This window comes from Aquamicrobium sp. LC103, assembly GCF_001014615.2.
Lineage (GTDB): Bacteria > Pseudomonadota > Alphaproteobacteria > Rhizobiales > Rhizobiaceae > LBCQ02.
In genome coordinates this window covers 537,911-555,854 of the sequence record NZ_LBCQ02000002.1, presented here as the reverse complement: position 1 = coordinate 555,854, position 17,944 = coordinate 537,911, and the positions used below count along the sequence as shown (strand labels likewise).

General features: G+C 64.7%; 21 protein-coding genes and 1 tRNA gene. 6 read left to right on the top strand and 16 right to left on the bottom strand.

Annotated features, from left to right (window positions below):
- Nucleotides 1-31: 31 nt before the first annotated feature.
- The 3 genes from XW59_RS06150 (at nucleotide 32) to XW59_RS06140 (ending at nucleotide 3,019) form a co-directional block, all read left to right on the top strand.
- Entirely contained in the window at nucleotides 32-1,570 is a 1,539-nt protein-coding gene (locus XW59_RS06150) for an undecaprenyl-phosphate glucose phosphotransferase (RefSeq protein WP_047143832.1), read from the top strand.
- 56 nt (nucleotides 1,571-1,626) lie between these two features.
- Nucleotides 1,627-2,844 carry an O-antigen ligase family protein gene (locus XW59_RS06145; protein ID WP_047143929.1) on the top strand — a complete coding sequence of 406 codons (1,218 nt, stop codon included), beginning with the start codon at nucleotides 1,627-1,629 and terminating at the stop codon, nucleotides 2,842-2,844.
- A 98-nt stretch (nucleotides 2,845-2,942) separates the two neighbouring features.
- Nucleotides 2,943-3,019: transfer RNA gene (locus XW59_RS06140), tRNA-Pro, on the top strand.
- Here XW59_RS06140 and XW59_RS06135 read toward each other — a convergent pair.
- On the bottom strand, nucleotides 2,982-3,311 hold the full coding sequence (locus tag XW59_RS06135; RefSeq protein ID WP_136067966.1) for a hypothetical protein: 330 nt from the start codon (nucleotides 3,309-3,311) through the stop codon (nucleotides 2,982-2,984). The genes XW59_RS06140 and XW59_RS06135 overlap by 38 nt on opposite strands.
- 59 nt (nucleotides 3,312-3,370) lie before the next feature.
- On the opposite strand from XW59_RS06135, the gene XW59_RS06130 reads away from it, so the two are divergent.
- Nucleotides 3,371-3,688 carry a YMGG-like glycine zipper-containing protein gene (locus XW59_RS06130; RefSeq protein ID WP_047143831.1) on the top strand — a complete coding sequence of 106 codons (318 nt, stop codon included), beginning with the start codon at nucleotides 3,371-3,373 and terminating at the stop codon, nucleotides 3,686-3,688.
- Between the two features lie 175 nt (nucleotides 3,689-3,863).
- On the opposite strand, the gene XW59_RS06125 is transcribed toward XW59_RS06130, so the two are convergent.
- The 6 genes from XW59_RS06125 to XW59_RS06100 form a co-directional block, all read right to left on the bottom strand.
- On the bottom strand, nucleotides 3,864-4,397 hold the full coding sequence (locus XW59_RS06125) for a MerR family transcriptional regulator (protein WP_047143830.1): 534 nt from the start codon (nucleotides 4,395-4,397) through the stop codon (nucleotides 3,864-3,866).
- A gap of 129 nt (nucleotides 4,398-4,526) precedes the next feature.
- Nucleotides 4,527-4,850 (bottom strand): integration host factor subunit alpha, encoded by a 324-nt coding sequence (locus XW59_RS06120; RefSeq protein ID WP_047143829.1) that lies wholly within the window; start codon nucleotides 4,848-4,850, stop codon nucleotides 4,527-4,529.
- A 111-nt stretch (nucleotides 4,851-4,961) separates the two neighbouring features.
- Nucleotides 4,962-5,933: a beta-ketoacyl-ACP synthase III gene (locus tag XW59_RS06115; RefSeq protein WP_047143828.1), complete on the bottom strand. Its 972-nt coding sequence runs from the start codon at nucleotides 5,931-5,933 to the stop codon at nucleotides 4,962-4,964.
- Nucleotides 5,934-5,946: 13 nt separating this feature from the next.
- Entirely contained in the window at nucleotides 5,947-7,014 is a 1,068-nt protein-coding gene (gene plsX / locus XW59_RS06110) for a phosphate acyltransferase PlsX (protein WP_047143827.1), read from the bottom strand.
- Nucleotides 7,015-7,129: 115 nt separating this feature from the next.
- The gene (locus XW59_RS06105; RefSeq protein WP_047143826.1) at nucleotides 7,130-7,681 is read right to left on the bottom strand and encodes a DUF177 domain-containing protein; all 552 of its coding nucleotides are present in this window, start codon (nucleotides 7,679-7,681) and stop codon (nucleotides 7,130-7,132) included.
- Entirely contained in the window at nucleotides 7,678-8,226 is a 549-nt protein-coding gene (locus XW59_RS06100; RefSeq protein ID WP_047143825.1) for a ubiquinol-cytochrome C chaperone family protein, read from the bottom strand. The genes XW59_RS06105 and XW59_RS06100 overlap by 4 nt, the downstream gene beginning before the upstream one ends.
- 111 nt (nucleotides 8,227-8,337) lie before the next feature.
- Between XW59_RS06100 and XW59_RS06095 the strand changes: the two genes are divergently transcribed.
- Nucleotides 8,338-8,865: an outer membrane protein assembly factor BamE gene (locus XW59_RS06095; RefSeq protein WP_047143824.1), complete on the top strand. Its 528-nt coding sequence runs from the start codon at nucleotides 8,338-8,340 to the stop codon at nucleotides 8,863-8,865.
- 87 nt (nucleotides 8,866-8,952) lie between these two features.
- Here XW59_RS06095 and XW59_RS06090 read toward each other — a convergent pair whose 3' ends face one another.
- Complete coding sequence (locus XW59_RS06090; RefSeq protein ID WP_047143823.1) at nucleotides 8,953-11,091, bottom strand: sodium-translocating pyrophosphatase; 2,139 nt, start codon at nucleotides 11,089-11,091, stop codon at nucleotides 8,953-8,955.
- Nucleotides 11,092-11,265: 174 nt separating this feature from the next.
- On the bottom strand, nucleotides 11,266-11,760 hold the full coding sequence (locus tag XW59_RS06085; protein ID WP_047143822.1) for a DUF2165 domain-containing protein: 495 nt from the start codon (nucleotides 11,758-11,760) through the stop codon (nucleotides 11,266-11,268).
- Between XW59_RS06085 and XW59_RS06080 the strand changes: the two genes are divergently transcribed.
- Nucleotides 11,759-12,070 carry a hypothetical protein gene (locus XW59_RS06080; RefSeq protein ID WP_082137414.1) on the top strand — a complete coding sequence of 104 codons (312 nt, stop codon included), beginning with the start codon at nucleotides 11,759-11,761 and terminating at the stop codon, nucleotides 12,068-12,070. The genes XW59_RS06085 and XW59_RS06080 overlap by 2 nt on opposite strands.
- Before the next feature lie 9 nt (nucleotides 12,071-12,079).
- Here XW59_RS06080 and XW59_RS06075 read toward each other — a convergent pair whose 3' ends face one another.
- The 7 genes from XW59_RS06075 to glyA form a co-directional block, all read right to left on the bottom strand.
- Entirely contained in the window at nucleotides 12,080-13,291 is a 1,212-nt protein-coding gene (locus tag XW59_RS06075; protein ID WP_047143820.1) for an MFS transporter, read from the bottom strand.
- Complete coding sequence (nusB, locus tag XW59_RS06070) at nucleotides 13,288-13,794, bottom strand: transcription antitermination factor NusB (protein WP_047143819.1); 507 nt, start codon at nucleotides 13,792-13,794, stop codon at nucleotides 13,288-13,290. The genes XW59_RS06075 and nusB overlap by 4 nt, the downstream gene beginning before the upstream one ends.
- 2 nt (nucleotides 13,795-13,796) lie before the next feature.
- Nucleotides 13,797-14,252, bottom strand: coding sequence for a 6,7-dimethyl-8-ribityllumazine synthase (locus XW59_RS06065; RefSeq protein ID WP_047143928.1), 456 nt, complete (start codon nucleotides 14,250-14,252; stop codon nucleotides 13,797-13,799).
- A 110-nt stretch (nucleotides 14,253-14,362) separates the two neighbouring features.
- Nucleotides 14,363-14,980 (bottom strand): riboflavin synthase, encoded by a 618-nt coding sequence (locus XW59_RS06060; protein ID WP_047143818.1) that lies wholly within the window; start codon nucleotides 14,978-14,980, stop codon nucleotides 14,363-14,365.
- The gene (ribD, locus tag XW59_RS06055; RefSeq protein ID WP_047143817.1) at nucleotides 14,980-16,110 is read right to left on the bottom strand and encodes a bifunctional diaminohydroxyphosphoribosylaminopyrimidine deaminase/5-amino-6-(5-phosphoribosylamino)uracil reductase RibD; all 1,131 of its coding nucleotides are present in this window, start codon (nucleotides 16,108-16,110) and stop codon (nucleotides 14,980-14,982) included. Before ribD ends, XW59_RS06060 begins: the two co-directional genes overlap by 1 nt.
- Nucleotides 16,111-16,116: 6 nt before the next feature.
- A complete protein-coding gene (gene nrdR, locus XW59_RS06050) occupies nucleotides 16,117-16,581 on the bottom strand; it encodes a transcriptional regulator NrdR (protein WP_047143816.1) in 465 nt (154 codons plus the stop codon).
- A gap of 37 nt (nucleotides 16,582-16,618) precedes the next feature.
- Nucleotides 16,619-17,932: a serine hydroxymethyltransferase gene (gene glyA, locus XW59_RS06045; RefSeq protein WP_047143815.1), complete on the bottom strand. Its 1,314-nt coding sequence runs from the start codon at nucleotides 17,930-17,932 to the stop codon at nucleotides 16,619-16,621.
- Nucleotides 17,933-17,944: the final 12 nt, after the last annotated feature.

Below are 17,944 nucleotides of genomic sequence, written 5' to 3'. Positions count from 1 at the left end.
TATCGATGGTCGTTCTCTTGCGAGCGGGACCATGACCAAGATCGAGCCTTCGCACAGCTTCACACCCGACGCCGTCAGGAAGTTCGACGACGCGTCGAAGGGGCCGCGCCAGTCGGTGGAGCTCAACCCGATCGCGCGCCGAATCGCCACGCAATACCGGCGCGACACCATTTCCCCGGTGATGGTCAGCGGCACGGTGCGGCTCATCGAGTTCGCGCTGCTGCTGGTGTCGGGCCTCGGCATCTTCGCCCTGCATGTCGGTCTGGGCACCCATCTCGACTGGCACTATCCGGCGATCGTCTTCGTCGCATCGGCCACGGCCGTGATGTTGCTCGAAATCTGTAATTCCTATCAGATGGGGCGCCTGCGCAACCCGATCTCGACCATCGGAACCCTGTTCGTCGTCTGGGCCGGCACGCTCGCGCTCGTCTCGCTCGCCGGCTTCTTCCTCAAGATCTCGGTCGAATTCTCGCGGTTCTGGCTCGGAACCTGGTTCGTCTCGGGATTTGCGCTGCTCGCGCTGTTCAGGCTCGTGGTGGCCCGCCTGGTCCGGCGCTGGGCGCGAAACGGCGCGATCGAGCGCCGCGCCATCATCGTCGGCGGCGGCAAGGGCGCCGAAACGCTCATCCGCTCGATCGAGCAGCAGCCCGACAATGACATCCGCATCTGCGGCATCTTCGATGACCGTGACGATCGCCGCTCGCCGCCCGTCGTCGCCGGCTATCCGAAGCTCGGCAACATAGCCGAGCTGATCGAGTTCGCGCGCATCGCGCGGATCGACATGCTCATCGTCTCGCTGCCGCTTACCGCCGAGACAAGGGTGCTTTCGCTTTTGAAGAAGCTCTGGATCCTGCCGGTCGACATCCGCCTGTCGGCGCATTCCAACCAGCTTCGCTTCCGCCCGCGTTCCTATTCCTATATCGGCGCCGTGCCGATGCTCGATATTTTCGACAAGCCCATCAACGATTGGGATTCGGTAGCCAAGCGCGCCTTCGACATCGTCTTCAGCCTCGCGGGCATCGTGCTGTTCTCGCCGGTGATGCTGGCGACGGCGATCGCCATCAAGCTCGACAGCAAGGGACCGGTGATCTTCAAGCAGGAGCGTCACGGCTTCAACAACGAGATCATCAAGGTCTACAAGTTCCGCTCCATGTATGTGGAGCAAAGCGACCCGACGGCCCGCAACGCGGTCAAGAAGAACGATCCGCGCGTGACGCGCGTCGGCCGCTTCATCCGCAAGACCTCGGTCGACGAACTGCCGCAATTCTTCAATGCACTGAGAGGCGACCTGTCGCTCATCGGCCCCCGCCCCCACGCGGTGGCCGCACAGGCGCACAACCGGCTCTATCACGAGGTGGTGGACGGCTATTTCGCGCGCCACAAGGTCAAGCCCGGCGTCACCGGCTGGGCCCAGATCAATGGCTGGCGCGGCGAGGTCGACACCGACGACAAGATCAAGATGCGCACCGAATACGACCTCTATTACATCGAGAACTGGTCGCTCTGGTTCGACCTCAAGATATTGCTGTTGACGCCGATCCGGCTCCTGAACACGGAAAACGCCTATTGAGCGCGACCATCGCCAACGGGCTGCCGCGCGCGGCGGTCGACGCCAAGATCACCGCGATGCTGGCGGCAAGCGCGGTCTTCTTCGGCGTCTTCCTGTCCGGCTTCGTGGTCAACGAGCCGTCTCCCTACGAGCTCTACATGGTACCGCTGATCGCGGTCTGGTGTCTGTTCGGCCTGCCGATTTCACGTCATGCAGGCGTCCTCATGGCGATTTTCACCGTCTATTGCGTCGGCGGCCTGTTCTCCATGGCGCAGATGGCGGACCTCTACGACACGCCGATCTATCTGGCCGTCACGCTCTTCCTCGCATTGACCTCGGTCTTCTTCGCCGCCGTCACGCGCGCGCAGCCATGGCTCTTTCGCCCGATCTTCCATGGCTGGGTCGCGGCCGCGCTCGTCACCGGAACGCTCGGCATCTGCGGCTACTTCAACCTGTTTCCCGGCGCCGAGATGTTCACACGCTACGACCGGGCGATGGGCGCCTTCAAGGATCCCAACGTCTTCGGCCCGTTCCTGGCCTTGCCCGGCATCTACTTGCTCTACCTCGTACTGACGGGCGATCCGCGCAAGCTGCCGCTTCATGCAGCCATGCTGCTCGTCATCGTCGCCGCTATTTTTCTCTCGTTCTCACGCGGCGCCTGGGGCCTGTTCGTCATTTCGGCGATGTTGATGGTCGCGGCACTGTTCCTGCAGAGCAATAGCGGGCTCTTCCGGCTGCGCATCGTGCTGATGACGACTTTCGCCTTCCTTCTCCTCACGGTCGCGATACTCGTCGCGTTGCAGCTGCCTGGCGTCGGCGACTTCTTCTCCGCGCGCGCGCAGCTCGTCCAGGAATATGACGGCGGGCATCTCGGCCGGTTCGCACGCTTCGGGATCGGCTTCCAGATGGCCACGGAGCACCCCTTCGGCATCGGTCCGCTGATGTTCGGCCGCATGCTCGGCGAAGACACCCACAATATCTGGCTGAAATCGCTGATGGACTACGGCTGGATCGGCTTCGCCGCCTATGTCGGCCTCATACTGGGAACGCTCGTCGGCGGATTCCGCATCCTCTTCCGCGACAGGCCGTGGCAACCCTATCTCATGTGCGCCTACGTCGTCTTCCTCGGCCATATCGGCCTCGGCACCGTCATCGACATGGACCATTGGCGCCATTTCTATCTGCTGATCGGCCTGATCTGGGGATGTTTCGGGCTGGAACAGCGCCATCAGGCACGGCTTGCGCGGAAGACGGGGCCATCCCCCGCCGACGGAGGCATTGCGGGCGATGCGTGAAGGCCGTCGGCCGATTGAATCGCCGACAGGAATTATCGTGGCGGGCGCGAAATATGCCTTGCGTCGCGGCGGCTGAGATAATAAGCCTCTCCGCGGTTCGGAGCGTAGCGCAGCCCGGTAGCGCACTTGACTGGGGGTCAAGGGGTCGTGGGTTCGAATCCCGCCGCTCCGACCATTTTTTCCCTTTTAGACCCTAGCAATGGATCGATGAGAAATCGGCTGCAAAGTCGCCGATCGACCGGATCGATGGCTTTCCTTCGGGACGCCTGTTGGCTGAGAATCCCGCGTCCTTGCAAAGCGTCCCCATTTCCAAGACGAAGCTCCGGCTGCTGGAACCACTCGGCGCCGAGCACCGTTTTCCAGCGGGTTCGCGTTTCTTCACGGCGCGGACCATGTACGACCGCGGGCCCGATCCCCGGAACGGGCTTGCAGAACGGTTTCTTGAACAAACGGACGATTTCGTTCATCTTTCCGCCCCAATGCGTCCGCAAGCAGTCGAGGGGCGGGCATAAGGAGAGGATTTGAAATGAAACTTCGCAACACCGCGCTCGCCGCAGCCCTCATGGCAATGACGCTTGCCGGCTGTGCCTCGAGCGAGCAGGAGCAACGCGCCGGAACAGGTGCGCTGATCGGTGCCGCCGGCGGCGCTCTCGCCGGCCAGGCGCTTGGAAGAAACACGCAGAGCACGCTCGTCGGCGCCGCCGGCGGCGCGCTTCTGGGTGCAGCCGTGGGTACCGCCACGACGCCGCAAAGGCGCGGCCAGGACATGTGCCGTTACCAGGCGCCCAACGGCAGCATCTACACCGCACCCTGCGACGACCGCTATTATCGCGGCAATTACTGATCACCCAATCTCCACCCGGCAGGCCGATCGCCTCGCCGGGTGGTCCTCCTTGCGGGCTTTCCGCCGCGAGCGACATCGTTCCGGCTGCCGGAAATCGCGCATCGGCGAGCATCGGCGCGGCGCTGGACGGCGTGCGCACGGATGGCCGGCAAGCATGACCCGCTTTGTCAGCCCGCTAGCGAACCTGGTCCAGTAGCCGCTTGCATTCCAGGAGATCGAACAGGGCTTCCTGCAGGAGCGCGCGATTGTCGCGCGACAACCGGGAATCGCCGGCCTCCGCCCCGCCTTCCTCGTCGGATTTCCCGAGGCCGAAGAAGCGCCGGCTCGGCTTCACCTTCGGCTGGCCGACCAGCATCTCGTCGTCGGCGCGCTGCTGCATGGAAGCGGCTTCCGCCTCCGCCTGCTTGCGCTGGGTGATCGCCTCTATGGCGGCCAGGTCGCCGCTGCCGATGGCGACCAGGAACTGGTTGCCGTTCTCGCGCAGGAGCTTCTGCACGCCCTTGATCGTATAGCCCTGGTCGTAGAGCATGTGGCGAATGCCCTTGATCAGCTCCACGTCCTGGGGACGGTAGTAGCGCCTGCCGCCGCCGCGCTTCATCGGCTTGATCTGGTTGAACCGTGTCTCCCAGAAGCGCAGCACGTGCTGCGGCAAATCCAGGCTTTCTGCCACCTCGCTGATGGTGCGGAATGCGTCGGGGCTCTTGTCCATCGCCGTAACTCACTTTCAGGTTGCGACTCGGGCGTTATTTCAGCGCTTTATGCAGCCTTATTCAAGAAATAACGAAAATGCAGGCCGCAAGCCTGTGCACAATCGGAACCCGCCGAAGGCCGAGAAAAGCTAGCGCTTGCCGGATTTCTTCGCCACTTGATGCGCGCGCAGGATGCGCTGCTTGAGCACGTTCGATGCCTTGAACGTCATGACCCGGCGAGGCAGGATCGGCACTTCCTCGCCCGTCTTTGGGTTGCGGCCGATGCGCTCGTTCTTGTCGCGAACGTGGAAGGTGGCGAAGGAGGAGAGCTTCACCGTCTCGCCGCGCACGATGGCGTCACAGATCTCGTCGAGCACCATCTCGACGAGCTGGGCGGATTCCGTTCGCGACAGGCCGACCTTCCGATATACGGACTCGGCGAGATCGGCGCGTGTTAAAGTCTTTCCCCCCATCCGGGCTTCAACCATCTCGGAATATCTGAAAAACGATCAATATTTCGGGAGGTTAAGGAATTGGCCCTGCAAGGTCAAGGACTTAACTTTTCAACTTGCTAGATTTGCCGTTTACCAGCGCAGGAGCACCGCGCCCCAGGTGAAGCCGCCGCCCATCGCCTCCAGAAGAACGTAGTCGCCTTCCTTGATCCGGCCGTCGGCAACGGCGGCCGCGAGCGCCAGGGGAACCGACGCCGCGGAGGTGTTGCCGTGCAGGTGCACAGTGACGACCACCTTGTCGTCGGCGATGCCGAGCTTCTTCGCCGAGGCATCGATGATGCGCTTGTTGGCCTGGTGGGGAACGAACCAGTCGAGTTCTTCGGCGGTGATGCCGCCCTGCGCCAGCGCGTCCTCGACCACGTCGGTGATCATGCCCACGGCATGCTTGAAGACCTCGCGGCCCTCCATGCGCAGATGCCCCACGGTACCGGTCGTCGATGGGCCGCCGTCCACGAACAACTTTTCGCGGTGGCTGCCGTCGGAACGCAGGCTCGCGGAGAGGATGCCGCGATCGGAACGCGTCCCCTCGCCTGCCTGCGCTTCGAGGACGATCGCCCCGGCGCCGTCACCGAAAAGCACGCAGGTCGTCCGGTCGGTCCAGTCGAGGATGCGCGAGAAGGTCTCCGAACCGATCACCAGCACGCGCTTGGCCATTCCGCCCCGGATATAGGTGTCGGCGGTCGCCACGGCATAGACGAAGCCGCTGCAGACGGCCTGCATGTCGAAGGCGAAGCCGTGCCGCATGCCCAGCCGCTCCTGGATTTCCACGGCGGTCGCGGGAAAGGTATTGTTGGGCGTCGAGGTGGCCAGAATGATGAGGTCGATGTCGGCGGGCGACAGGCCGGCATCGTCGAGCGCGGCACGCGCCGCGGCCTCGCCCAGCGAAGCCGTCGTCTCGTCCTCGGCGGCGATGTAGCGCTGCGTGATGCCGGTACGCTGAACGATCCACTCGTCCGACGTATCCACGAGGCTCTCGAATTCGGCATTCTTCATGACCTTGCGCGGCAGGGCCTGCCCTACGCCGCGCACCACCGATCTGATCATTTCCTGCACCTGCTTACTCTTCACCGGCGACCGAATCCTCGGCCGCCTTCTCGCGCAGCTTGAGCGCCTTGCCGTGGAAAATGTCCAGCTCGATCTTGATCCTGTCGAGCAAACCGGCCTGGACCATATCGTAGCCGAGCTCGACGGCGGCCGCGAATCCCTCGTCGTCGGTGCCGCCGTGGCTCTTCACCACGATGCCGTTGAGCCCGAGGAACACGCCGCCATTGATCTTGCGGACATCCATTTTCTCGCGAAGCAGGTCGAAGGCGTCCTTGGCCAGCAGATAGCCGAGCTTCGCGCGCAGCGTCCTCGACATGGCCTCGCGCAGATACTCGCCGATCTGGCGCGCCGTGCCCTCGGCCGTCTTGAGCGCGATGTTGCCGGAAAAACCCTCGGTCACCACCACGTCGACCGACCCCTTGCCGATGTCGTCGCCCTCGACGAAGCCGTGATAGTCCATCGATTTGAGGTTCGCCTCGCGCAGGAGGCGGCCGGCTTCCTTGACCTCTTCCTGCCCTTTCACCTCCTCGACGCCGACATTGAGAAGGCCGACCGACGGCCGCTCGATCGCAAACAGCGCGCGCGCCATGGCCGAACCGAGAATGGAAAAGTCTATGAGCTGATGGGCATCGGCGCCGATCGTCGCGCCGACATCGAGAACCACGCTTTCGCCACGGATCGTCGGCCAGATCGCCGCGATCGCCGGGCGCTCGATGCTGGCCATGGTGCGCAGGCAGAATTTGGACATCGCCATCAGAGCGCCGGTGTTGCCGGCGGAGATGCACACATCCGCGTCGCCGTTCTTCACCGCCTCGATGGCTTTCCACATCGACGATTTCCATCGTCCCTGGCGAAGCGCCTGGCTGGGTTTGTCGTCCATGCGCACGGCCACGTCGCAATGGGTGAACTCGCTGACGGCGACCAGCTTCTCGTATCCGTCGAGCAGCGGACGCACCTTCTCGGCACGTCCGAAGATCAAAAACCTCGCGTCGGGACGGCGTTCGACCACCTTCATCAGGCCGGGCAGGACGACTTCCGGCCCGTGGTCTCCGCCCATTGCGTCAATTGCGATTCTTACCAAGCGACAACAGTCTCATTTAGGCCCGACCGGAGTCCGGGCACTGGCGAAAAGTTTTGGGGAAAATAGCGGTTTTGCGCGTCCGCACAACCTTGATTCAGCCGTGGCGACGGTCAATTCAAAGTTTCTTCCGCAATGCCTGCAGCTTTTCGAAGAGCGGGCCGCGCTTTTCCTCCCCGCCCTCGGCCCCGGCCTGCAACGAAGCGCCGGATTTGCGCGGATAGGGGTCGATGCCGAGCGAGAAGAACTCCTCCGCAAGCTTGCCGACGTCGATCGTGTCGCCGGAGAAAATCTCGGGACTGTCGGGCCCTGCGGCGTCCAAGAGGATCTCGCCGTTCTCGAGCGCGTCCGGCAGAGCGAGTTTCGACCCCTCCGGGAGGAAGAGCGCGGAAACCTCCTCGTCCACCGTCGCATCGATCGGCTCCAGCGTGACGATGCAGCTCTGCACGATCTGCGCCTGCAGGCGGCCGGAAACCTTGATCCCGTCCCGCTTCCACGAAGTGACGAGTAAATCCGCCCGCAGCGAGCCGACCGACACGAGTTCGTGCGCCCGTGCCAGGGCCGCTCGCTGGGCCTCGTCGGCGTCGATGGTCACCGGCATGCCCTTCTGCGGCAGCCTCGCCACGGAAACCGCGTGGGAGATGGGGCTTTGCTCGACGTTCAACTTCACGCCTCCATTTCACCGGCTTGCGGAAACTCGACCTTCCCGGAAACGAGATCCGCCGCTCCCTGGCCGGCAAGCGCGCGGTCCGCCGTCTCGACATAGCGGGCGAGCGCGGCCGCTTCAGGCCAATCACCGACATCCGGCCTTACGTTGCGCTTCAAAGCGGCCGCCAATGCGGCGGCGTCCTTCTTTTCCACCGCCTCGCGATAGGCCTCGGCGCGACCGTAGAACATCTTGGCGAGCTTTTTCATGCGTTTGGGAACTCCGACATCGCCGATCCCCAGTTCGCGCAGCGAATGCTCGACATCGAGAAAGAACTCGTCCGTCAATTCCTGGGCGATATCGGACAGGGCCCCTGCCTCGCCGCGCGCGCGCTGAAGGAACAGGAACATGTGGACCGACAGCATCTCGAAACGGCCGAGCGGCGTGTCAGGCACGCCGAGGCCGGAATAAAAGGCCGGTTGCCGCGCGGCTGCCACGATTTGTTCGTAGAGCGCGTTCGTTATGGCGCGGTTCGGGTTTCGGCCTAGACCAAACAGTCTTTTGAACATGCCCTGCGGCCTCCGAGGGGTAATTTGCCGATATGGCGCGGTTGCATCGGTGAGAAAGCTGGTTTACCGCTTTTGCCGCCCGGCGCAAGCCGCTGACAGGACGGGGACGATATGGATTTGTTGTTGCATTCGCGGAATTTCAAGTCGCACACGCTCGGCCGCACGCTCACGCTCGCATTGGCGGTAAGTGCCACGGTCGCGCTTTCGGGCTGCAACACGAGCGAGGCGCTGTCGCCCAGCGAGACTTTGAACCAGGGCTATCTGGTCGACGAGGAAACGCTGCAGCAGGTGCCGGTCGGCTCGAGCCGCGAACAGGTCCTCCTGGCGCTCGGCACGCCTTCCACCACCGCGACCTTCGACAACGAGGTCTTCTACTACATCTCGCAGAAGCGCGTGCGAAACGTCGCCTTCATGAACCCGCGCATCGTCGACCAGCGCATCCTCGCCGTCTATTTCGGCGACGACGGCCGCGTCGCCAACATCGCGCATTACGGCCTGCAGGACGGCAAGGTGTTCGATTTCATCTCGCGCACGACGCCCACAGGTGGCCAGGACCGCTCGTTCATCGGCCAGCTCCTCTCCGGCGCGGGCGGCATGCCGGCCAATCCGTTCGGCGGAGGCGGCGGCCCGCAATATTGAGGCCGGGCGGCCCTCGACCGAATCAATACATGAAAAAACCGCGGGAACATCCTCCCGCGGTTTCTTTTTTGCCGATCGAAGTAAGGCTCAGTGCGCAAGCACCGCCAGCAGCAGCAGCGCCATGATGTTGGTGATCTTGATCGCCGGGTTGACGGCCGGTCCGGCGGTGTCCTTGTAGGGATCGCCGACCGTGTCGCCGGTGACGGAGGCCTTGTGGGCTTCCGAACCCTTGAGGTGCTTCACGCCGTCCTTGTCGGTGAAGCCGTCCTCGAAGGACTTCTTGGCGTTGTCCCAGGCACCGCCGCCCGAGGTCATCGAGATCGCGACGAACAGGCCGTTGACGATCACGCCGAGAAGCGACGCGCCGAGGGCGGCGAAGGCCGAAGCCTTGGAACCCGAGATCAGCAGCACGCCGAAATAGACCACGAGCGGCGCAAGGACCGGCAGCAGCGACGGTATGATCATCTCCTTGATCGCGGCCTTGGTCAGCAGATCCACCGCGCGTGCGTAGTTCGGCTTGGAGGTGCCGGCCATGATGCCCGGATCATCGCGGAACTGCTTGCGCACCTCCTCGACGATCGCCCCCGCGGCGCGCCCGACGGCGGTCATCGCGATGCCGCCGAACAGATACGGGATGAGACCGCCGAAGATCAGGCCGGCCACCACGTACGGGTTGGACAGCGAGAACGAGACGTTCCCCATGTCCGCGAAATACGGGTACTGCTCGCTGTTGGCGGCAAAATATTCCAGATCGTAGGAATAGGCCGCGAACAGCACCAGCGCGCCGAGGCCGGCCGAACCGATGGCGTAGCCCTTGGTCACGGCCTTGGTGGTGTTGCCGACCGCGTCGAGCGCGTCGGTCGACTGGCGAACTTCCGGCGGCAGGCCGGACATCTCGGCGATGCCGCCGGCATTGTCCGTCACCGGTCCGAACGCGTCGAGCGCGACGATCATGCCGGCAAGGCCGAGCATGGTGGTCACCGCGATGGCGGTGCCGAACAGGCCGGCGAGCTGGAACGTGGTGAGGATGCCGCCGACGATGACGATAGCGGGCAGCGCCGTCGATTCCAGCGAGACGGCGAGGCCCTGGATGACGTTGGTGCCGTGGCCGGTGACCGACGCCTGGGCGATCGAATTCACCGGACGCTTGTTGGTGCCGGTGTAGTATTCGGTGATCACCACGATCAACCCCGTCACCACCAGGCCGATGAGACCGCAGGCGAAGAGGTTCGCGCCGGTGATCTCCATGCCGCCGACAGTGCCGATGACGCCCCAGCCGATGGTGAGCGAGGTCGCCACCGCGACGCCGCCCACGGTCAGGACGCCGGTCACGATCAGCCCCTTGTAGAGGGCGCCCATGATGGAGCTGTTGGCGCCGAGCTTGACGAAGAAGGTGCCGATGATCGAGGTGATGATGCACGCGCCGCAGATGGCGAGCGGGTAGAGCATCACTGAATTCAGCACGTCGGTGCCGGCGAAGAAGATCGCGGCGAGCACCATGGTGGCGACGACCGTCACCGCGTAGGTCTCGAACAGGTCGGCCGCCATGCCGGCGCAGTCGCCGACGTTGTCGCCGACATTGTCGGCGATGGTGGCCGGGTTGCGCGGATCGTCCTCCGGGATCCCCGCCTCGACCTTGCCGACGAGATCGCCGCCGACGTCCGCGCCCTTGGTGAAGATGCCGCCGCCGAGACGCGCGAAGATCGAGATCAGCGAGGCGCCGAAGCCGAGCGCCACGAGCGCGTCGATGACGGCGCGGTCGGCGGGCGCGTAGCCCATCGGGCCGATCAGGATCCAGTAGTAGACGGCGACGCCCAGAAGGGCGAGGCCGGCAACGAGCATGCCGGTTATCGCGCCGGATTTGAAGGCGATATCAAGACCCGCGGCGAGGCTGTTGGATGCGGCTTGCGCCGTGCGCACATTGGCGCGCACCGAAACGTGCATGCCGATGAAGCCGGCCGCGCCGGAAAGGACGGCGCCGATGAGGAAACCCACCGCGGCGGCGCCCGAAAGCAGCCACCAGGCGAGAAGGAAGACGACGACGCCAACAATGGCGATGGTTGTGTACTGACGGGTCAGATATGCCTGCGCTCCCTCCCGGATAGCGCCGGCTATTTCCTGCATGCGCGCGCTGCCCTGATCGGCCGCGAGGACCGATTGCGTCGCCCAAATGGCGTACAGGACAGAAAGCAGGCCGCAGGCGATGACGACGTAAAGCATGGTCATTGCCGAATGTTCCTTGAGCTTGGCCCGAAAGAACCCCTCCCCGGGCCGGTTTGAGGAAGGTCAGCATCCCGGACGGAATCCGACCTTCCCTTGCGGTATGCGAAACGGCCCGGCGAACGTCAAGGTTTTGTTGAGCTTTTTACCCGTCGCCCGATGCATTTAAGCGCGGAATGCTTACTCGAGATCGGCATCCGGCTGGTTCACGAAGATCAGAACGGCAAGAATTGTCATGTAGAACCTGAAGGCTGCTTCCTGACCATTCCAGGTCTGCGACTGCCACATGGCAAACCACTCGCCGCCAATCACCATGAAGCCCAGGAACCAGACGAGGAAACCCAAGGTCGCGGCAATCACCACGAAGCGCTTGGCCGCGTTGAACGCGGCGGCCGAAAGCTTGCGGGCCTGCCACAGCCTGAATGAAGCGACCAGGAAGAAGATACAGGTCAGCCCTTCGCCGAAGATGATGAGCCAGTAGCCGGCTGTCCACATTGCCGGGTTCGCGATCGCGCGATACATCAGCGCATTGCCCGGAAAGGTGGTGTCCATGCTCAGAACGTGCTGGACGAAAGCATAGTTCGAGCCGTAATCGGTAATATTGCCGAACGTCACGAGAAACGCGAATACCGCAAGGCAAAGGCACATGATGATCTTGGAAAGGCGCAGGGTCATGACGAAACCTCCTCTCGCAAAACCTGAAGACTATTCCACCGCGGCCGCGCCAAGTCTCGGCACAGCCGCCGCCGTCGATGGAGCCAAGCTGGCCCTGACTGCATCCGCCGCGCGCCATGCCGCGCGGAGCGGATTGTCGGAAAGGCTGGAAGCGCTTCGGCTCGGAACGGCCTGCCTCGTCGGTGATCTCGTCACGCTCGATGCGGAGGGCGAAAGCCAAGACTTCAGGATCATGCGCCGCAGATGGATCGCCGGCGGGAAAGGCGCCGTGCTGGAGCTTACGATCGACTATCCCGCCGGGCGCGCCTGAGGGAAAGGATCAAAGCGCGCGGGCGCGCCTCTGGCTCGCCATGAGCAACCCGAGGCTGACGAAGCAGATGACGGTCACGGGGAAGACGATCCAGTTCAGCATCTCCCAGCCCCAGCCATTGTAGACCAGGCCCGACGAGAGCGAGGCAAGCGCCACGCTGCCGAACAGGATGAAATCATGCAGCCCGAGCACCTTGCCCTTCTCCGAGGGGCGGTAGGTTTCGGCCACCATCGCGGTGGCGGCGATGAAGCCGAAGTTCCAGCCGAGGCCGAGAAGGATCAGCGCCGTCCAGAACTGCCACAACGCGATGCCCGAAAGCGCCACGATCGCACAGCCGACGAGCAGAACGAGGCCCGTCGCGAGGATCGTCTCGCGGCCGAACCTCACGATCAGCCGGCCAGTGAAGAAGCTCGGCGCGAACATCGCCATGACGTGCCACGAGATGCCGAGCGTCGCCTCGTCCGGCGAGAAGCCGCAGCCGACCATGGCGAGAGGCGCGCCGGTCATGACGAAACTCATCAGCGCATAGGTGCCGACGGCGCAGATGAGACCGACGACGAATTGCGGCTGGCGCAGAATGACCGACAGCGGCCGGGCGGGCGCGCCGGCCGAAAGATCGGCGGCGCCGGCGCGGTCGCGCACCCGCAGGAAGGAGAGGACGATCGCGCCGACGGCCGCGAGGCCGAGGATCGACGCGAACGAGCCCGCGAACATCACGGGCGCGAACAACTCGCGCGTGAAGATGACGATCTGCGGACCGAGGATCGCGGTGATCACGCCGCCGGCAAGCACGAAGGAGATCGCGCGCGCCTTGAACGCGGGCGGGGCGTTGTCCGCGGCGGCGAAGCGGAACTGCTGCACGAAGGCGCCGCCGAGACCGAGGACGACGAGGCCGAAGGCAAAAAGCCAGAAATCGGCGTTGAAGAGGCCGAGCGTCGCGATCGCGCCGCCGAGCGCGGTGATTGCGGTGCCGGTCATGAAGCCGTTGCGCTGGCCGAGCGCGCGGATGAGCGCGGCGGCGGGAATGGCGCCCAGCGCCACGCCCAGGTTGAAGCCGGTGATCGGCAGGGTCGCCAGCGATTTGTCGGCGTCAAGCAGATAGTGGCCGGCGAGACCGCCGATCGAGATCGCAATGGGAGCGGCCGAGCCGACGATCGCCTGAGAAGCGGCCAGGATGATCGCCGTGCGTCGTGCTTCCCTCTGGTCGATCCCGGTGGTCATGCCGCAGGGTCTCTGCCCCTTCCCTCGCCGCGCACCCGACGCGAAACGCGATCGAGCACGGCGTTGACGAGCTTCGGTTCGTCCTCGTCGTAGAACGCCTTGGCGATGTCGACATATTCCGAAACGATGACGGCTACCGGCACGTCCTCGCGCTTCATCAATTCGTAGACGCCGGCGCGAAGGATGGCGCGCAACGTCGAATCGAGCCGCGAAAGCGGCCAGTCCTCGGTCAGCGCCTGGCGGATGACCGGATCGACGATCTTCTGGTTCTCGACCACGCCGGCGAGGATGGCGCGGAACCATTGCGGGTCGGCCTCGCGGTAGAGCGCGCCGTCGACCTCCTTGCCGAGCCGGAATTCCTCGTATTCCGCGGTGATCTCGAGGATTCCGCTGCCGGCGACGTCCATCTGGTAGAGCGCCTGGACGGCGGCCAGCCGCGCCGCGCCCCGCTTGTTGGCGTGGCGGGGTTCCTTCGGTTTCGCGGGATCCGTCTTGGGAGACAATTTCAAGCTCCGAGGCGTTTGCGAAGGTCGATCATGGTGAGCGCGGCGCGCGCGGCGAAACCGCCCTTGTCGCCCTCCGACTTGCGGGCGCGAGCCCAGGCCTGCTCCTCGTTCTCGACGGTGAGGATGCCGTTTCCGATCGCGGCGGATTCCTCGACGGCGAGATCCATCAGCGCGCGGCAGGATTCGTTCGCCACTATGTCGAAATGATAGGTCTCGCCGCGGATCACGCAACCGAGCGCGACAAAACCGTCATAGTTCGTGCCCTCGTCCTCGGCACCATCGAGCGCGAACGAAATCGCGGCAGGAACCTCCAGCGCTCCCGGCACGGTGACGACGTCGTAGCCGGCGCCGGCCGCGTCGAGCGCGGCCTTCGCGCCCTCAAGCAGCGCATCCGAGAGATCGTCGTAGAAACGCGCCTCGACGATGAGGAGATGTGGCTTTGAACTGACTGGCATGATGGTCTCCGAATTGTCGAGACCCATAGGCCGAACCGACCGAGGGCGCAAGCATCCTGAACCCGCAGGCAGGCAGAACTGCCATGCGCCCGGCGAATAGCGCCAGGAGACTACAGCCCCTGCCCCGCGGCCTCCGCCAGGCGTGCCGCATAGCGCGCCATCGTGTCGATCTCGATGTTGACCTCGTCGCCGACCTCGCGCTGCCCCCATGTCGTCACCGACAGGGAATGGTGGATGAGGAGGACGTCGAAAAGCGTTCCTTCCACCTTGTTGACGGTCAGCGACGTGCCGTCGAGCGCGGCCGAGCCCTTCGGCGCGATGAACCGCGCCAGTTCCGCCGGCGCCTCCAGCGTGAAGCGGACGGCCTCGCCCTCGTCCTCGCGCGCGACGATCCTCGCCTTGCCGTCGACGTGGCCGGAGACGATGTGCCCGCCGAGCTCGTCGCCGATCTTCAGCGCGCGCTCGAGATTGAGCTTCGTCCCCTCGCTCCAATCCGAGGCGGTCGTCAGTCGCAGCGCCTCCTCCCACGCCTCCACCTCGAACCAGCGCTGGTTCGAGCCGCCCTGCGGCAGGGCGACGACGGTCAGGCAGACGCCGGCGCAGGAGATCGACGCACCGATGTCGATCGTCTCGGGATCGTAGGCAGTCTCGATCCGCAGCTTCACGCCCTTGGGAAGCGTCGAGACCGCGGCGACTGTTCCAATGTCGGTGACGATGCCTGTGAACATCAGCTTGTCCTCGTGAATTCCTGATACAGGTCCTCGCCGAACCGCGCTTGGCGCAGAAGCCTGAAATCGGGAGGCATATGGTCGGGATCAAGCGGGGAAGCAACACCGCCCTCGCCTATCGTCTTCGCTCCCCGGAAGAGCGCGATGCGATCCACCAGCCCCTCCTCCAGGAAATAGCGGGCCGTCTCCGCTCCGCCTTCGACCATCAGCGTCGCCATGCCCTGCGCGGCGATATCCTCCAGCAGCTCGGGCAGCGCGATCCGGCCCTGGAAGGTCTCGGTGGCGAGGAATGAGACGCCGGCCGCGGCCAGCGCGGCCTTGCGGTCCGCGTCCGCCTCGGAGGAGACGGCGAGCAGCACCGGCGCTTCGCGCGCGCTCAGAACGAGCTTCGAATGCGGCGAAAGCCTGCCGGTCCGGTCGAGCACGATGCGCGCGGGCGAGCGCTTTTCGAGACCCGGCAGGCGGCATGTCAGCTCGGGATCGTCTGCAAGCGCGGTACCGATGCCGACCAGGATCGCGTCGGTCTCGGCACGCATCAGATGCACCTGCCTGCGTGCGACCGGACCGGTGATCGCGACCTGCCCCTCGCCCAGCCGGCCGATCATGCCGTCAGCCGAAACCGCAAGTTTCAGAGTCACTTCGGGGCGTTTTTTCAGAGACCGAATCAAATAGCCGGCCATCTGGTCGGCGGCCTCGTCGGCGAGCACGCCCTCGACCACTTCCATTCCCGCGTCCCGTAAAATCGCGTAGCCGCGACCGGACACCCTGTCATCGGGGTCGCTCGCCCCGCCGACCACGCGAGCGATGCCGGCGCTGGCGAGCGCATTGGCGCAGGGCGGCGTTCGGCCATGGTGGGCGCAGGGTTCGAGCGTGACATAGGCCGTGGCGCCGCGCGCAAGCTCGCCCGCCTCCTCCAGCGCCTGCGGCTCGGCATGCGGCCGCCCGCCGATCGCCGTGACGCCGCGCCCGACGATCACCGGACCGTCGCCGTCGTCACGCACGATCAACGTCGCGACGGAAGGATTGGTGGCGGTCAGTCCCAGATGCCGGCGCGACAGGCGGATCGCCGCCGCCATGAAGCGCCGGTCGATTTCAGCCTGCCGGGCGACCTGCGAACCGCCTCTCGCCATCGAACGTCACTCCTGCTCCTCGTCCCCACGCAACTCGCCGAGAACCTCGTGGAAATCCTTGGCCTCGCGGAAATTGCGATAGACGGAGGCGAAGCGGACATAGGCGACGTCGTCCAGCGACTTCAGCGCTTCCATCACCAGACGGCCGATCTCGCCGGACGGCACTTCCGTCTCGCCTGTGCTTTCGAGCTGGCGCACGATGCCGGTGACGGCGCGGTCGATCCGGTCCGGATCGACATTGCGCTTGCGCACCGCGGTCTCCATCGAGCGCAGGAGCTTGTCGCGGTCGAAGGGAACCTTGCGGCCGGACTTCTTTACGACGACGAGGTCGCGCAATTGCACGCGCTCGAAAGTCGTGAAGCGGCCGCCGCAATCCGGGCAGACGCGACGGCGCCTGATCGCGGCGCCGTCCTCGGCTGGGCGGGAGTCTTTGACCTGCGTGTCTTCCGACTGGCAGTAGGGGCAACGCATTTTTCAATTCCGGCGATTCTAGAAAATCGCCTACTGCTTAGCCCATATAGGGATAGATCGGAAAGCGCTCGCAGAGAGCCTCGACCTTTTTCTTGACCGCCGCCTCGACCGAGGCGTTGCCCTCGTCGGAATTGGCCGCCTTGAGACCGTCGAGCACCTCGGCGATCAGATGGCCGATCTCGCGGAACTCCGCGACGCCGAAGCCGCGCGTCGTGCCGGCCGGGGTTCCGAGCCGCACGCCCGAGGTGACGAAGGGTTTTTCCGGGTCGAAGGGAATGCCGTTCTTGTTGCAGGTGACGTTGGCGCGCCCGAGCGCGGCCTCGGCGCGCTTGCCGGTGGCGTTCTTCGGGCGCAGGTCGACCAGCATCAGGTGGTTGTCGGTGCCGCCCGAAACGATGTCGAGGCCGGTTTCCTGAAGGCTGGCCGCAAGCGCTTTGGCATTGGCGACGACGTCCGCGGCGTAGCGCTTGAAGTCGGGCTGCAGCGCCTCGCCGAAGGCCACCGCCTTGGCGGCGATGACATGCATCAGCGGTCCGCCCTGGAGACCAGGGAAAACCGCCGAATTGACCTTTTTCGCCACGTCCTCGTCATTGGTGAGGATCATGCCGCCGCGCGGGCCGCGCAGCGATTTGTGCGTGGTCGTCGTCACGACATGGGCGTGCGGCAGCGGCGACGGGTGAGCGCCGCCGGCGACGAGTCCGGCGATATGCGCCATGTCGACCATCAGCCACGCGCCGACCGAATCGGCGATTTCACGGAACCGCTTCCAGTCCCAGACGCGCGAATAGGCGGTGCCGCCGGCGAGGATCAGCTTCGGCCTGTGCTCCCGCGCGAGCCTTTCGACCTCGTCCATGTCGAGCAGGTGGTCGTCCTTGCGCACGCCGTAGGAGACGACATTGAACCACTTGCCGGACATGTTGACCGGAGAGCCGTGCGTCAGGTGGCCGCCCGAATTGAGGTCGAGCCCCATGAAGGTGTCGCCCGGCTGCAGCAGCGCCAGGAACACGGCCTGGTTCATCTGGCTGCCGGAATTGGGCTGGACGTTGGCGAACTTGCAGTCGAACAGCTTCTTGGCCCGCTCGATCGCCAGTTCCTCGGCGATGTCGACGAACTGGCAGCCGCCATAGTAGCGCTTGCCCGGATAGCCCTCGGCATATTTGTTCGTCATGATCGAACCCTGCGCTTCGAGCACGGCGCGGGAGACGATGTTTTCCGAGGCGATCAGCTCGATCTCGTGGCGCTGGCGACCGAGTTCGCTGCGGATGGCGTTGAAGATTTCGGGATCGCGCGATTCAAGCGTCTCGGTGAAGAACGAGCCGGCGGTGGCCGGCGCGGCGGTCGCTATTGCCATGGAAGTTCAATC

Coding starts and splice junctions, on each gene's coding strand:
- XW59_RS06150 (WP_047143832.1), top strand. CDS start 32: ATGACCAAGATCGAGCCTTCGCACAGCTTCACACCCGACGCCGTCAGG.
- XW59_RS06100 (WP_047143825.1), bottom strand. CDS start 8,226: ATGTTCAAAAGACTGTTTGGTCTAGGCCGAAACCCGAACCGCGCCATA.
- XW59_RS06115 (WP_047143828.1), bottom strand. CDS start 5,933: ATGATCAGATCGGTGGTGCGCGGCGTAGGGCAGGCCCTGCCGCGCAAG.
- XW59_RS06085 (WP_047143822.1), bottom strand. CDS start 11,760: ATGACCCTGCGCCTTTCCAAGATCATCATGTGCCTTTGCCTTGCGGTA.
- nrdR (WP_047143816.1), bottom strand. CDS start 16,581: ATGCGTTGCCCCTACTGCCAGTCGGAAGACACGCAGGTCAAAGACTCC.
- XW59_RS06125 (WP_047143830.1), bottom strand. CDS start 4,397: ATGGACAAGAGCCCCGACGCATTCCGCACCATCAGCGAGGTGGCAGAA.
- XW59_RS06095 (WP_047143824.1), top strand. CDS start 8,338: ATGGATTTGTTGTTGCATTCGCGGAATTTCAAGTCGCACACGCTCGGC.
- glyA (WP_047143815.1), bottom strand. CDS start 17,932: ATGGCAATAGCGACCGCCGCGCCGGCCACCGCCGGCTCGTTCTTCACC.
- XW59_RS06075 (WP_047143820.1), bottom strand. CDS start 13,291: ATGACCACCGGGATCGACCAGAGGGAAGCACGACGCACGGCGATCATC.
- XW59_RS06065 (WP_047143928.1), bottom strand. CDS start 14,252: ATGCCAGTCAGTTCAAAGCCACATCTCCTCATCGTCGAGGCGCGTTTC.
- XW59_RS06130 (WP_047143831.1), top strand. CDS start 3,371: ATGAAACTTCGCAACACCGCGCTCGCCGCAGCCCTCATGGCAATGACG.
- XW59_RS06060 (WP_047143818.1), bottom strand. CDS start 14,980: ATGTTCACAGGCATCGTCACCGACATTGGAACAGTCGCCGCGGTCTCG.
- XW59_RS06135 (WP_136067966.1), bottom strand. CDS start 3,311: ATGAACGAAATCGTCCGTTTGTTCAAGAAACCGTTCTGCAAGCCCGTT.
- ribD (WP_047143817.1), bottom strand. CDS start 16,110: ATGGCGAGAGGCGGTTCGCAGGTCGCCCGGCAGGCTGAAATCGACCGG.
- XW59_RS06145 (WP_047143929.1), top strand. CDS start 1,627: ATGCTGGCGGCAAGCGCGGTCTTCTTCGGCGTCTTCCTGTCCGGCTTC.
- XW59_RS06090 (WP_047143823.1), bottom strand. CDS start 11,091: ATGACCATGCTTTACGTCGTCATCGCCTGCGGCCTGCTTTCTGTCCTG.
- XW59_RS06080 (WP_082137414.1), top strand. CDS start 11,759: ATGACGAAACCTCCTCTCGCAAAACCTGAAGACTATTCCACCGCGGCC.
- XW59_RS06120 (WP_047143829.1), bottom strand. CDS start 4,850: ATGGGGGGAAAGACTTTAACACGCGCCGATCTCGCCGAGTCCGTATAT.